Raw genomic sequence first — 13,233 nt, 5'->3', positions numbered from 1 at the left:
GCGGGACGGACTGCCGTTAACGGTGGACGAACGAGCCGTCCACAGCTCAGCTGTGCGTGCCGGACGGGATGCGGTCGTTGTCGTCGTCGTACACGTTGAAGCGGTAACCGACATTGCGCACCGTGCCGATGAGCGACTCCAGATCGCCGAGCTTCGCCCGCAGGCGCCGCACGTGGACGTCGACCGTGCGCGTGCCGCCGAAGTAGTCGTAGCCCCACACCTCGCTCAGAAGCTGCTCGCGGGTGAACACGCGCGAGGGATGCGTGGCGAAGAAGCGCAGGAGCTCGAACTCCTTGAACGTGAGGTCGAGCTGGCGTCCGTGCGCCTTGGCCGAGTAGCTGGCCTCGTCGATGGTGATGCCGGACGCCTGGATCTTGCTCTGGGAGTGCTCCTGCGTCTGCCGGCCGATCGCGAGCCGGATGCGCGCGTCGATCTCGGCGGGCCCCGCGGTGTCGAGCACGACGTCGCTCGCCCCCCAGTCGGCGCTCACGGCGGTGAGGCCGCCTTCGGTGAGGACGAGCAGAAGCGGCACGGTCACACCGGTCGTCGTCAGGATCTTGCACAGCGACTTAGCACTGGCCAGGTCGCGGCGGGCGTCCACGAAGATCAGATCGCAGCTCGGCGCGTTCACCAGCGCCGCCGGCTCGGCCGGGATCTGGCGGGTGCGGTGGCTGAGGAGGGCGAGCGACGGGAGCACCTCCGCGTCGGGCGCAGAGGTGAGGATCAACAGCTGCGCCACCCAGGTCCTCCACCCTCTCGGTGCCGCAATGCTACCCGAAATGCGTGCGTTGGCCGTCCGCGGGCGCCGCCGCCGGGGCACAATGGGAGCATGAGCGACATCGCGCACGGCGCACCCGGCCCCGATCTGCCCGGTCCCGGGCCGCATCCGCAGGGTCCGGCGGCCGCCGCCGATCCCGTGCCGCCCCTGCCGAAGCCGGCGCTCTACGGCAGCATCGGCGCGGTGTGGGCCGTCTCGGTCGTGCTCGCGCTCCTCATCGGCTTCCTCTCCCCGCGCTCCGGGTACGGCTCCTGGCTGTCGCTAGCGCTGGGCGTGAGCGTGCTCCTGGCCTTCGCAGCCCAGCTCGCGACGCAGCGGAAAGACGGCTTCGTGAACCGTCTCGCGGCCACCTTGACGGGCAGCTTCCTCATCCTGGGCGTCACGGGGGCGATCCTGGCCCTCCTTCCCGCCGCGAGCTGACATAGACTCTTCTCATGCTCGTCGCTCTCGAACTCTTCTTCGTCGGCCTGCTGGGCCTGGCCACCCTCGCGATCCTCGGCGTGTCCGGGGTCGTCGTCTACAACCTCTTCCGCGGCCAGCGCTAGACGGGGGAGCGGTCACGCCATGATCGAGATCCCGACCGACCTCCCCTCCGAGCTCGTCCCGCTCTCGTGGCTCATCGGCGTCTGGGAGGGCACCGGAGTGCTCGACTACGCCATCGAGGACGAGCACACCGAGCTCGAGTTCGGCCAGCGCGTCAGCTTCAGTCACGACGACCAGGCCTATCTCAACTACTCCTCGACCACATGGATCCTCGACGAGGAGAAGACCCCGCTTGCGGCCGAGACCGGATACTGGCGTCTCAGCCGCAAGCTGATCGAGGGCGACCAGGGGCCGGCGATGCTGCCGGGCAGCGGTCCACGGCCGTTCAACACCGCGCAGTCCGTCGAGACCCTCCGCAACTCCAACGGGGCCTTCGACATCGACGTCTCCGTCATCCACCCGGACGGTGTGAGCGAGCTGTACCTCGGGCAGGTGAACGGCCCGCGCATCGATTTGGCGACCGACGCCGTCCTGCGCACCGCCGGCGCCAAGGAGTACACCGCGGCGACCCGCCTCTACGGCCTGGTCGAAAACCACCTCCTCTGGGCGTGGGACATCGCCGCCCTCGGGCAGGAGCTGCGCACGCATGCCTCCGCCCGCCTCGCCAAGGTGGAGTGATGACGGTCTCGCCGTTCCTGCGGCTCCCCGGCGCCGTCGATGCGGGGTCCGTCGCGGGTGCTCCCGCCGAGCCCGGCGTCGCCGCGCACTATGGCAACCCGCTGAGGGAGCAGCGCGCGCTGGCCGAGGGCCGCGCCATCGTCGACCTCTCCGACCGCGCCGTGCTCACGATCACCGGTCCCGACCGGCTGAGCTGGCTGAACTCCCTGACCAGCCAGGCGCTCACCCGGCTGCAGCCCGGCGAGTCGTCCGAGACCCTGCTGCTCGACGTCACAGGACGTGTGGAGCACGCCGTACGCCTCGTCGAGGACGGCGAGACGCTGTGGCTGCTGGTCGACCGCCCCGAGGCGGACGGTCTGCTGTCCTGGCTCGACCGCATGCGCTTCATGCTGCGCGTGGAGCTCGCGGACCGCAGCGACGATTTCGCGACCATCGGGACCCTCGGCGACCCGCCCCTCCCGGTCGCCGCACCGAACGGCGTCCCGCTGATCTGGCACGACCCGTGGCGCGCTGTCGCCGTCGGAGGTCACCAGTACGCGCAGGGCGAGCACCCGGGCGCAGGGTGGACGTGGAGCGAGCGGCTCGTCCCGAGGGACGCCCTCGGCTCCATCGTGTCGCGCGTCGAGAACGGGGAGCTCACCGTGGCGGGCGCCTCCGCCGCCGACGCGCTCCGCATCGCCGCGTGGCGGCCGCGATTCGCGACCGAGGTCGACGAGCGCACCATCCCGCACGAGCTCGACTGGCTGCGCAGCGCCGTCCATCTCGACAAGGGCTGCTACCGCGGGCAGGAGACGGTGGCCAAGGTCCACAACCTGGGGCATCCTCCGCGCCGTCTCGTGATGCTGCACCTCGACGGGTCCGAGGGCGTCCACGCCGCACGCGGCGCGGCCGTGTCGTTCGGCGACAAGGAGGTCGGCACCGTCACCTCCGCCGCCCTCCACTACGAACTCGGGCCGATCGCGCTCGCCGTGGTCAAGCGCGGCACGGACTCCGCTGGAACGCTCACGGTCGACGCGGACGGCACCTCGCTCGCCGCCTCGCAGGAGGTCGTCGTCCCGCCCGGGGCCGGCGCGGAAGCGCAGGTCCCGCACCTCCCGCGCCTCGGCGCCGTCACCCGCCGCCCGCGCACCTGACGCGTCCGACATTCGTCACGAATGTCGCGACGAGCGCGCGCTTTCGCCGCATTCGTCACGAATGTGGGCACGGCTCAGGCGGGGGAGACAGCGGGCCAGGCGACAGTGAGCTCGCCGAGGCGCCAGCGGGTGCGACCGCCGAGCACGGGCCAGCCGGCGTCGCGCATCCCCTGCGCCACGGCGATCCAGCGCTGCGAGGGGCCGTAGGCCGCGAGAGGCGAGTGGATGCGCCACAGCCGGTCGAGCTCCGTGAGGAACGTGTGCACGCGCTCGCCCGGCACGTTGCGGTGGATGAGCGCCTTCGGCAGGCGCTCGGCGACGATCGAGGGGGCATCGAGCCCATGCAGCCGCAGTGACACCGTGAGCGACAGCGGTCCGGTCGGGTCGAGCGCGACCCAGCTCGCGATGCGGCCGATCTCGTCGCAGGTCCCCTCGACGAGGAGGCCGCCGGGCTGGAGGCGGGCGAGCATGCGCTCCCACGCGCCCGCGACCTCGGACTCGTCGTACTGCCGCAGGACGTTGAACGCGCGGATCACGGCCGCCTTCCGGCCTTCCGGCAGCGGCACCTCGAAGCCGCCCAGCGCGAACCGGATGCGCGCGGCCGGATCGAAGCCGGTGCGCCCCGCGCGCACGGCCGCCAGCTGCTCGTCGGCGGTCCGCACTCTCCCTGGCTCGATCTCGAGGCCGACGACCTCGACGTCCGGCCGCGCCTTCGCGAGGCGCTGGTGCAGCTCGAGCGCGGTGACCCCGCTGGCGCCGTAGCCGAGGTCGACCACGAGCGGGTCGCGGGTGCGGCGGAGCACCGGCTGGGCGGTGACCCAACGGTCGACGCGACGGAGCCGGTTGGTGTTGGTCGTGCCACGGGTCACCGTGCCGATCGCACCGGAAGCCATCACCCCAGTCTGCCGCAGCCGGGCACAGTCTGCCGCAGCCGGGCATGGTCGGCCGCCCGGGCGACCGGGCCTGCGGCGCCGGGCTCCCGGACGGTAGATTAGGACCATGTCCGCCCCCTACACTTTGATCCTCCTCCGCCACGGCAACAGCGAGTGGAACCAGAAGAATCTGTTCACCGGCTGGGTCGACGTCCGGCTCAGCGAGCAGGGCGTCACCGAGGCCAAGCGCGCCGGCGAGCTGCTCGCCGAGTCCGGCCTCCAGCCCGACATCCTCTACACGTCCGTCCTCACGCGCGCGATCCAGACCGCGAACTACGCGCTCGACGTCTCCGACCGGCTGTGGATCGACGTGAAGCGCACGTGGCGTCTGAACGAGCGACACTACGGCGCCCTGCAGGGCCTCGACAAGGCGGAGACGCTCGAGAAATTCGGTCCGGAGCAGTTCCAGCTCTGGCGCCGTTCGTTCGACGTGCCGCCGCCGCCGCTGGACGACGACAGCGAGTTCTCTCAGGCGCACGATCCGCGTTACGCCGGCCTCGGCGACGACCTGCCGCGCACCGAGTGCCTCAAGGACGTCATCGACCGCATGCTGCCTTACTGGGAGTCCGACATCACGGTCAGCCTGGCCGAGGGGAAGACGGTGCTCGTCACGGCGCACGGCAACTCGCTGCGCGCGCTGGTGAAGCACCTCGACGGCATCTCGGACGACGACATCGCGGAGCTCAACATCCCGACCGGCATCCCGCTCGTCTACACGCTCGACGCCGACTTCCGCCCGACGGAGCCCGCGTACTACCTCGACCCCGAGGCCGCCGCCGCCGGTGCCGCCGCCGTCGCCGCCCAGGGCAAGAAGTAGCCGCGAGACGGCACGAAGTACGCGAAAAACCGCCGAGCGGGCAGAGTATTCGCCCGCTCGGCGGTTTTCTTTTGCGTGCGAGCGGGGCTCAGGAGGCGAGCTCCGGGGCCCAGTCGCCGGTCGCGAGGTACTGCACCTTCTTGGCGATCGACACCGCGTGGTCGGCGAACCGCTCGTGGTAGCGCGAGGCGAGGGTGGCGTCGACGGTGTCGACGGCCTGGCCCTTCCAGGTCTCGCCGAGGACCTTGTCGAACACGCTGGCGTGCAGCTCGTCGACATCGTCGTCGTCGTTGCGGATCTCGTCCGCGAGGCGGATGTCCTGGGTGCGGAGCAGTTCGGCGAGCTTCTCGGCGATGGCGACGTCGAGACGGCCCATCTCGGCGAAGGTCGAGCGGAGGCCCTTCGGCACCACCTTGTCCGGGAAGCGGTAGCGGGCGAGCTGGGCGATGTGCTCGGCCATGTCGCCCATCCGCTCCAGGGAGGCGCTGATGCGCAGCGCGCTCACCACGATGCGCAGGTCGCGGGCTACCGGCTGCTGGCGGGCGAGGATCTGGATGGAGAGCTCGTCGAGGATGACGGTGAGCTCGTCGATGCGGTGGTCGTTCTCGATGACGTCCTCCGCCAGCGACACGTCCGACTCGTTGAACGCCCGCGTCGCGTGCTGGATGGAGCGGACGACGAGTTCGGCGATCTCGACCAGTCGGTCCTGGACTTCGGCCAGCTCCTGCTGGAACACTTCGCGCATGGGGTGGGATCCTTCCTGGCGTGCGCGGGCACGCGGGATGTCGGGGTCGTCTGACCCCGTTCAGCATGTTCGCCGCATCAGGTTAACAATCGGTGCCCTGAGGCTGAACATCGTCCAACATACCCGCGAAAACACGCGGCGGAACGGGGCGAGCGACCTCCGGCGCGTTCCACGATCCCATACGCTTGCGGCATGGACTCCGCCTGGTTGGTGCTGCTCTCGCTGGGCCTGGGCCTCGCCGTCGGCGCCGGATTCGTGTGGATCCTGCACATCGCGGCGCGGCGCGGCGATCACGCCGCGGCCGTCGTCAACCCGGCGGTCCCCGACGGCGTCGATCAGGTGCTCGACGCGATGGAGTCCGCCGGTGTCGTGCTCGACCCGTCGAACAACGTGATCAAGGCCTCGCCGGGCGCGCACGCGATCGGTCTGGTCTGGGGCGGCGCGCTCGTCCACCCGCACCTGGTCGAACTCGTGAACCGGGTCCGCCGGTCGGGCGAGCCGGTGACCGAGGACTGCGAACTCGCACGTGGACCGTTCGGCGACGCGAACATCCACCTGAGCGTCCGCGTGGCCCGTCTGGGCTCGCGGTACATCCTGCTGCTGGCGGAGGACCGCACGGAGTCGTACCGCCTGGACTCGGTCCGACGGGACTTCGTGGCGAACATCAGTCACGAGCTGAAGACGCCGATCGGGGCGGTGGGCCTGCTCGCCGAGGCGCTCGACGACGCGTCGGACGACCCGGTGCAGGTGCGCCGGTTCGCGGCGCGGCTGAGCGACGAGGCCGAGCGTCTCGCCCGGATCACCCGCGACATCATCGAGCTCAGCCGCCTCCAGGCCACCGATGCGCTCGGAGACGCGCGCACGCTGTCGGCCGCGAAGATCGTGAAGGCCGCCATCGACCAGAACCGGGTGGCCGCCGAGGCCCGCGGCATCGAGATCGCCATGCGCGGTGAGAAGACGGCGGAGGTGCTCGGCAACGAGAGCCTCCTGGTCACCGCCGTCGACAACCTCATCTCGAACGCCATCCAGTACTCGCCGGACGACTCCCGCATCGGGATCGGCGTCCGCACGCTCGACGGCGTCGTCGAGATCGCGGTCACCGACCAGGGCGAGGGAATCCCCGAGGAAGACCTGGATCGCGTCTTCGAACGCTTCTTCCGCGTCGATCAGGCGCGCTCGCGCAACACCGGCGGGACGGGGCTCGGGCTGTCCATCGTCAAGCACGCCGTGCAGAACCACGGCGGCGAGGTGCGCGTCTGGTCGCAGCCGGGGCGCGGCTCCACCTTCACGATCCGGCTGCCCGAAGCCTCCACCGTCCGTCCCCCGATAGGAGAGAACCTGTGACATCCATCCTGCTCGTCGAGGATGAGGGCGCGCTCAGCGAGCCGCTCGCGTACCTGCTCGGCCGCGAGGGCTATGAGGTGACCGTGGCCGAGGACGGCCCGACCGCGCTCGCCGAGTTCGACAAGGAGGGCGCCGATCTGGTGCTGCTCGACCTCATGCTGCCGGGCATCCCCGGCACCGAGGTGTGCCGCGAGATCCGGTCGCGTTCGACCGTGCCGATCATCATGCTGACCGCCAAGGACTCCGAGGTGGACATCGTGGTCGGCCTCGAACTCGGCGCGGACGACTACGTGACCAAGCCGTACTCCTCCCGGGAGCTTCTGGCGCGGATCCGCGCCGTGCTGCGCCGGCGGGTCGAGGCCGAGGAGGTCGAGGACGACGGCATCCTCGAAGCCGGCACGGTGCGGATGGACGTGGACCGCCACACCGTGGCCGTGAACGGCTCGGAGATCTCCATGCCGCTGAAGGAATTCGAGCTGCTCGAACTGCTGCTGCGCAACGCCGGCCGCGTGCTCACGCGCGGCCAGCTGATCGACCGGGTGTGGGGGAGCGACTACTTCGGCGACACGAAGACGCTCGATGTGCACATCAAGCGCATCCGCTCGCGGATCGAGGAGAGCCCGTCCGAGCCGCAGATGCTGGTGACCGTGCGGGGACTCGGCTACCGCTTCAACGCCTGACCCGCGTTCGACCGCATACGACGAAGCCGCTCCTCGTTCTCGAGGGGCGGCTTCGTCGTATGCGGCGCGCGGATTACGGAGCGGCGGTCTCCGTCGGCTCCGGGGTGCTCGTCGCCGTCGCGGTGTGCGTCGGGGTCGGGAGCGCCGTCGGCGGCACGAGGTCCTTGTACTCGGCCAGGCCGCCGTCGAGCACGGGGACCTGCAGCTGCACGCCGGTCTGGTCGCCGTACTGGAAGTAGACGGGGTAGAGGCTGCCCGGCAGCGCGGAGAACGGGGTGAAGAAGACGTTGCCCGACGTGGACTCCGGGTCGGTGCCGATCTTCTTGGTCTGGCCGGCGTCGACCGTGACGTAGGCGGGGTCGCTGCTCTTGTCGCCGGCCGTGACGGCCACGCGCTGGGCGGTCGAGCCGGTGTTGACGAGCGTCACCACGAGGCTGCCCACGGTGCCGCCGGAGGCGTCCGTGACGATGATCGCGTTGCGCACGTCGACGGTGCCGACGTTGCCGCTGACGCCGTCGCTCGCGTCGTAGTGCTTCGTGGTGGCCTGCGGGGCGATGAGCCCGCATCCCGCGGTGCCGAACGCAACCGTCAGGGCGAGGACGACGGACGCCGCGACTCGAGCTTTCACTGGATGACCCTCCCGATCGTTCCGCTCGACGGCGCGGTGCAGCCCTGTCAGGAAGCGGAGATTCGAGTCGAGTTTAGCCTATGCGCGAGGGCCTCTCGGGGCCGTCCGCAGGTGCGAGGGCGAACCTTAGCATGTGCCTCGTGTGGTATCCTATTCTTTGCTGAAGGGACAACATATCTATGCTTTTCGAGGTTGGCGAAACCGTCGTTTACCCCCATCACGGTGCTGCAACGATCACCGAGGTCAAGAAAAGAATCATCAAGGGTGAAGAGAAGCTGTACCTCAAGCTCAACGTGACGCAGGGCGACCTGACCATCGAGGTCCCCGCCGAGAACGTCGACCTCGTGGGAGTGCGCGACGTCATCGGCAAGGAGGGTCTGGACCGCGTCTTCGAGGTGCTCCGAGCCCCGTTCACGGAGGAGCCCACCAACTGGTCGCGCCGGTACAAGGCCAACCTGGAGAAGCTGGCGTCCGGCGACGTCATCAAGGTCTCCGAGGTCGTCCGCGACCTGTGGCGTCGCGATCAGGATCGCGGGCTGTCCGCGGGCGAGAAGCGCATGCTCGCCAAGGCGCGGCAGATCCTCATCTCCGAACTGGCGCTGGCGGAGAAGACCGACGACGAGAAGGCGTCGAGCCTCCTCGACGAGGTGCTCGCCTCTTAGCAGCCCACTCTGCATTCCGCTACGGCCCCGTGACCCTCCGGTCACGGGGCCGTATACGTTCCCCGGTATGCGCGGCGGCGGGCTCGGATCCACTTCGCGTTCGAGGGCGGCCCGGCCGTAACACGAGGCGGGCAGCCGTTGACTTCCGCGGGAGGGTTAGGCCAGACTCTGCAATGTTGACGTAAACATGTTGACGTCAACATCACCAGAATCGAAAGGTCACCTGACAGTGTCGTCACGTCTTCGACGGCTGCTGCTCGCCTCTTTCGCCGTCGGCTCCCTCGCCGCGGCCGGAAGCATCACGAGCATCCCCGGCAGCCAGGAAACCGCCGCAGCAGCCACCGCTTCCGCGGTCACCATCACCCCGAACCCCGCCTACCAGAACGCCGCGTTCGAAGGATGGGGCACGAGCCTCGCCTGGTTCGCGAACGCGACCGGCGGATACCCCGAGGCAGTGCGCCAGGACCTGTTCGACAAGGTCTTCGGCAGCGACGGCCTCAACCTCAACATCGCCCGCTACAACATCGGCGGCGGCAACGCCACCGACGTGCCGCCGTACCTGCGGGCCGGCGGCGCCGTCGACGGCTGGTGGAATCCCGACATCACGGCGACCGACGCCCAAGGCGCGATCACGAGCACCTACGCGGACCGCGACCGGCTCGCGGCGGCGTGGGATGCGGACGACCCGGCCTCCTACGACTTCTCGGCGGACGCCACCCAGCGCTGGTGGGTCGACGCGCTGAAGGAGAAGATCACGAAGTGGGAGGCGTTCAGCAACTCCCCGCCCTACTTCATGACCAACAGCGGGTACGTCTCAGGCAACTTCACCGCCTCCAGCGACCAGCTGAAGACCTCGAGCATCGCGGACTACGTCACCTACCTGAAGACCGTCGTCCAGCACATCGAGCAGACCAGCGGGATCACCTTCGACAGCATCGACCCGTTCAACGAGCCCAACACGAACTACTGGGGAACGAACATCGACTCCAGCACCGGCTGGCCCAAGAAGGGCGGTCAGGAGGGCGCGCACATGGGTCCCGCGTTGCAGGACACGGTGATCAAGGCGCTGCAGAGCGAGCTCGCGCAGCCCGGAACCACGACCGGCGCGCACATCTCCGCGATGGACGAGACCAACCCGTCGATCTTCATGACCGACTGGAACGGCTGGTCGCAGCAGGCGAAGGCCGCCGTCGACCAGCTCAACGTGCACACCTACGGCACGAGCGGTCGCACCCAGGTGCGCGACGTCGCGAAGGCCAACGGCAAGGACCTCTGGATGAGCGAGGTCGAGGGCGACTGGGACGGCACGGGCGTCAACAACCAGACGAACATCAACAACGGCATCGGCATGGCCACGCGCATCACGGACGACCTGCGCGAGCTCGAGCCGAGCGCGTGGATCTTCTGGCAGCCGGTCGAGGACTACTACAACATGCAGAAGGTCGAGAAGCTCAACTGGGGCAGCATCGACATCGACTTCGACTGCAACGCCGACGGGAATTCCGTGCGGCGCCTGGCGGACGGTGACGCCGACCCGTCGTGCAGGGTCGTGACCAACGCGAAGTACAACACGGTGCGCAACTTCACGCACTACATCCGCCCGGGCGACCACATCATCCCGTCGACGAACGCGGCGACCACCGCGGCCCTCGCCGCCGACGGCGGCACGGTCACGCTGGTGCACACGAACGCGGGCACCGCGCCGGAGGACCTCACCATCGACCTGTCGAAGTTCGGGGCGATCGACGCCGGAGCGACGGTCACCCCGATCGTCACCACCGAGTCGCCCGCGAGCGACCCGACGGCCAACGCCCTGGTGCAGAAGGCCGCCCTCCCCGTGGATGCGGCGGCCAAGACCGCGCGCGTGACCGTACCGGCGAAGTCGGTCACGACGCTCGTCGTGACCGGCGTGCACGGTGTCGCCGAGACCGCCGTCCCGCTCCAGGACGGCCACACGTACCAGCTGCGCGGCGTGCAGAGCGGCAAGAACCTGACCGGGAGCGCGACCGGCGCGGCGACGATCACCTCGTCGGCGACGACCACGGCTGCGGCCTCCACGCAGGCCTGGACGGTCCGCAAGCTCACCTCGGGCGCTGCGAACATCGAGCGCTACACGCTGCAGGACGGCTCCGGCCGCTACCTGACGGCGACCTCCGCAGGCACAGCGGTGCGGTCCCTCGCGGACGGGGCCGCCGCCTCCGACCCGTCGGCGCAATGGATGCTCTCGACGGTCGACGGCGCCCGCTACAGCCTCCTGAGCGTGGCCGCCGGCTCGGTGCTCGACGTGGGCGGCCAGTCGACGGCCGAGAACGCGTCGGTCGGCGTGTACGGCTCGAACACCGGCGCCAACCAGCTGTGGACCATCCAGGACACGCAGCTCGTGTCGATCCAGCCCGTCGCGATCGCGACCCTCGCCGGAAGCGCTCCCTCGCTGCCCGCCACCGTCGTGCCGGTCTACCGGTCCGGCGCGGGCTCGCCGGTGGCGGTGACCTGGGACACCGCGGGTGCCGACTGGAGCGTGCCGGGAACGGTCACCCTCCGCGGCTCCGGCACGGATCTGTTCGGGCACGCCTTCGACTCCGCCGTCGCGACGGTGGACGTCGGAGGCTACAGCCGCACCGATCCGGTCTCGCTGACGACCTTCGCGGGCGTCTCCGCCGCCTCGGTGCGCGCCGCGGCCCCCGCCACCGTCCCCGCCCACGTGGGCACGAGCGGTGCGACCCACGACGCCGCCGTGACCTGGGACTGGACCGCCGTCACCGACGCCGCGCTGGCGAACCCCGGCGTGGTCACGGTGCGCGGCACCGCCGTGTCGAACGATCCGGCCGCGGCCTCCCTCCCGGCGACGCTGTCCCTGATCGTCACCACCCCGTCGGAGCGGAACGTCGCGACGGACACGGCGGTGAAGGCCACGGCGACCTCGACCGAGAGCGGCTACTCCGCCGACAACACCCGGAACGGCGTCACGACCGACAAGGGGTGGTCGAACTGGGTGTCGACGAACAAGCCGACCTCCAGCACGCTGACCTACGACCTCGGCGGCACGCAGACGGTGAACCACGTGACGATCTACGCCTACAAAGACGGCTCGACCACCAGCTGGCCGAGTCGGCTGACCGTGCAGTACGCGGACGCGTCCGGCACGTGGATCGACGCGCCCGATTCGCCCACTGTCGTCGCCGTCCCGACGGACGGCAGCGCGCCGATCGTCGATGTGCCCATCGGCGGGGTCAGCACCTCGAAGGTGCGCGTGGTCATGACCGCGTACGCGAACACGCACCTGACGATCGCCGAAGTGCAGATCTACGCGCGCACCGCCGGTGCGGGAGCGGTCGCGAGCCTCGCGGCGCTCACCGTCGGCGGTGAGCCGGTGGCCGGCTTCGCGACCGGGACCACCGAGTACTCCGTCCCGACCCGTGGCGCGGCCGTGCCGGAGCTCGCGGCGGTCGCGGTGGACGGGAAGGCCGGGGTCGCCATCACTCAGCCCTCGGCCGGAAACGGTCACGTCGGAACCGTGGTCGTGACGAGCGAGGACGGCACGGCGACGGAGACCTACACGGTCGCCCTCGCCCGCGAAATCGCCCTCACGGTCGCCGACCTGGGCGGTGCTCGCGTCGCCGAGCCGGTGGCGGCATCGGCCACGGTGGACCCGGCGGACGCGGCCCTGCGGTACACCTGGCTCGTCGACGGCGTCGCCGTCGTGACGGACGCAGCCGACGCCTCCTACACGCCGCAGGCCGCCGACGAAGGGCTGCCGCTCAGCGTGTCGGTGAGCGCCACGGCGGAGGGCTACACCTCTGCCGCGGCGGTCTCCAACACGGTCGTGGTCGGCGCGAAGGCCCCCGAACCGGCTCCGGCCGTCACAGGCGTGGTCGACGCCGCGGGACGACCGATCGCGGAGGGTGCCGTGCTGACGCCGGGAGACGCGGTGACCGTCACGGTCGCCCCGACCGTCGTCGGCACGGACTACGCGCTCGAGTTCCACTCGACGCCGGTCACGATCGCCCAGGCGATCGGCGACGGGTCGGCGATCACACTGCAGGGGACCGTCCCCGTCGACGCGACCGCCGGGGCCCACCGCCTCGTCGTACGCACCCCGGCCGGCGAGCTCTGGAGCATCGGCGTCACGGTCGCGGCGGTCGGCGGAGCGCCCGGGGGAGCGGGCGCCGGCCCGGTCTCCGGCCTGGCCGACACCGGCAGCGGCCTCCCGCTCGCGGGTGGCGCGCTCGCCCTCCTGCTGATCGTGGGAGGCGCCGCCGCACTGCTGCTGCGCGCACGCCGGCGTCGGGAGGTCTGACCGCCGCCCCTGCCGCCCGGCCTCCGCGCCGGGCGGCGGGGGCGGACTAGTCTCGT

The 13,233-nt window shown here is 70.4% G+C and carries 12 protein-coding genes; 8 read left to right on the top strand and 4 right to left on the bottom strand.

All coding sequences use genetic code 11. The annotated features are described in order from the left end of the window. Window positions 1–46: 46 nt before the first annotated feature. Window positions 47–739, bottom strand: a complete 693-nt coding sequence (locus IT072_RS15415; protein WP_223357733.1) for a response regulator transcription factor — start codon at window positions 737–739, stop codon at window positions 47–49. 90 nt (window positions 740–829) lie between these two features. Here IT072_RS15415 and IT072_RS15410 point away from each other — a divergent pair, with 90 nt between their 5' ends. The 3 genes from IT072_RS15410 to ygfZ all read left to right on the top strand — a co-directional run bounded on the left by IT072_RS15410 (window position 830) and on the right by ygfZ (window position 3,072). Next, window positions 830–1,198 carry a hypothetical protein gene (locus tag IT072_RS15410; protein ID WP_223357732.1) on the top strand — a complete coding sequence of 123 codons (369 nt, stop codon included), beginning with the start codon at window positions 830–832 and terminating at the stop codon, window positions 1,196–1,198. A gap of 144 nt (window positions 1,199–1,342) precedes the next feature. Beyond that, a complete protein-coding gene (locus IT072_RS15405; protein WP_223357731.1) occupies window positions 1,343–1,939 on the top strand; it encodes an FABP family protein in 597 nt (198 codons plus the stop codon). After that, window positions 1,939–3,072 (top strand): CAF17-like 4Fe-4S cluster assembly/insertion protein YgfZ, encoded by a 1,134-nt coding sequence (gene ygfZ / locus IT072_RS15400; RefSeq protein WP_223357730.1) that lies wholly within the window; start codon window positions 1,939–1,941, stop codon window positions 3,070–3,072. Before IT072_RS15405 ends, ygfZ begins: the two co-directional genes overlap by 1 nt. Before the next feature lie 74 nt (window positions 3,073–3,146). Here ygfZ and IT072_RS15395 read toward each other — a convergent pair whose 3' ends face one another. Further along, on the bottom strand, window positions 3,147–3,965 hold the full coding sequence (locus IT072_RS15395) for a class I SAM-dependent methyltransferase (RefSeq protein WP_223357729.1): 819 nt from the start codon (window positions 3,963–3,965) through the stop codon (window positions 3,147–3,149). 106 nt (window positions 3,966–4,071) lie between these two features. Here IT072_RS15395 and IT072_RS15390 point away from each other — a divergent pair, with 106 nt between their 5' ends. Next, on the top strand, window positions 4,072–4,821 hold the full coding sequence (locus tag IT072_RS15390; protein WP_223357728.1) for a phosphoglyceromutase: 750 nt from the start codon (window positions 4,072–4,074) through the stop codon (window positions 4,819–4,821). A gap of 88 nt (window positions 4,822–4,909) precedes the next feature. Here IT072_RS15390 and phoU read toward each other — a convergent pair whose 3' ends face one another. Next, complete coding sequence (phoU, locus tag IT072_RS15385) at window positions 4,910–5,566, bottom strand: phosphate signaling complex protein PhoU (RefSeq protein ID WP_223357727.1); 657 nt, start codon at window positions 5,564–5,566, stop codon at window positions 4,910–4,912. 192 nt (window positions 5,567–5,758) lie between these two features. Between phoU and IT072_RS15380 the strand changes: the two genes are divergently transcribed. Together IT072_RS15380 and IT072_RS15375 are read left to right on the top strand one after the other, a co-directional pair. After that, window positions 5,759–6,910 (top strand): sensor histidine kinase, encoded by a 1,152-nt coding sequence (locus tag IT072_RS15380; RefSeq protein ID WP_223357726.1) that lies wholly within the window; start codon window positions 5,759–5,761, stop codon window positions 6,908–6,910. Further along, complete coding sequence (locus tag IT072_RS15375) at window positions 6,907–7,590, top strand: response regulator transcription factor (RefSeq protein ID WP_223357725.1); 684 nt, start codon at window positions 6,907–6,909, stop codon at window positions 7,588–7,590. The genes IT072_RS15380 and IT072_RS15375 overlap by 4 nt, the downstream gene beginning before the upstream one ends. Window positions 7,591–7,663: 73 nt before the next feature. Here IT072_RS15375 and IT072_RS15370 read toward each other — a convergent pair whose 3' ends face one another. Next, window positions 7,664–8,218: a hypothetical protein gene (locus IT072_RS15370; RefSeq protein WP_223357724.1), complete on the bottom strand. Its 555-nt coding sequence runs from the start codon at window positions 8,216–8,218 to the stop codon at window positions 7,664–7,666. Window positions 8,219–8,397: 179 nt separating this feature from the next. On the opposite strand from IT072_RS15370, the gene IT072_RS15365 reads away from it, so the two are divergent. Beyond that, window positions 8,398–8,880: a CarD family transcriptional regulator gene (locus IT072_RS15365; protein WP_021763858.1), complete on the top strand. Its 483-nt coding sequence runs from the start codon at window positions 8,398–8,400 to the stop codon at window positions 8,878–8,880. 229 nt (window positions 8,881–9,109) lie between these two features. Beyond that, a complete protein-coding gene (locus tag IT072_RS15360) occupies window positions 9,110–13,177 on the top strand; it encodes a glycoside hydrolase (protein WP_223357723.1) in 4,068 nt (1,355 codons plus the stop codon). The last annotated feature ends 56 nt before the right edge of the window (window positions 13,178–13,233 follow it).

Source organism: Leifsonia sp. ZF2019, assembly GCF_019924635.1.
Lineage (GTDB): Bacteria > Actinomycetota > Actinomycetes > Actinomycetales > Microbacteriaceae > Leifsonia.
Note: the sequence above shows the minus strand (reverse complement) of the source record. Positions and strands in the feature narration are given on the sequence as shown.